Raw genomic sequence first — 357 nt, forward strand, 5'->3', positions numbered from 1 at the left:
CTTAACCTATCTTTATCTCGCCTTACGGCGACCTAAAGGGTTATGAGTTTGCGATTAAAAACTTTAATTCTTGTTTTAAAACTCTTTAAAACGCGGTGTTCTCGGTTTTTCTTTATTTAGAAATAGAATATTATCTAGTTTTCAAAGAACAAGTTCGTTGGTAATTAATACATTACCAAATGGAGCCTAACGGAATCGAACCGATGACCCCCTGCTTGCAAAGCAGGTGCTCTCCCATCTGAGCTAAGGCCCCAATGTACATTGTTATATATAAGTAGATCTCTCAAAACTAAACAAAGTTTCGACAATTGTGTAGGTTTCCGTTATTTTCCTTAGAAAGGAGGTGATCCAGCCGCA

1 tRNA gene is annotated in these 357 nt (G+C 37.5%); it reads right to left on the reverse strand.

Features of this window, described 5'->3' with window-relative positions:
- Positions 1–180 precede the first annotated feature (180 nt).
- A tRNA-Ala gene (locus tag LB941_RS12360) sits at positions 181–253 on the reverse strand.
- Positions 254–357 lie beyond the last annotated feature (104 nt).

The organism is Ligilactobacillus ubinensis, from assembly GCF_024160875.1.
Taxonomy (GTDB): domain Bacteria; phylum Bacillota; class Bacilli; order Lactobacillales; family Lactobacillaceae; genus Ligilactobacillus; species Ligilactobacillus ubinensis.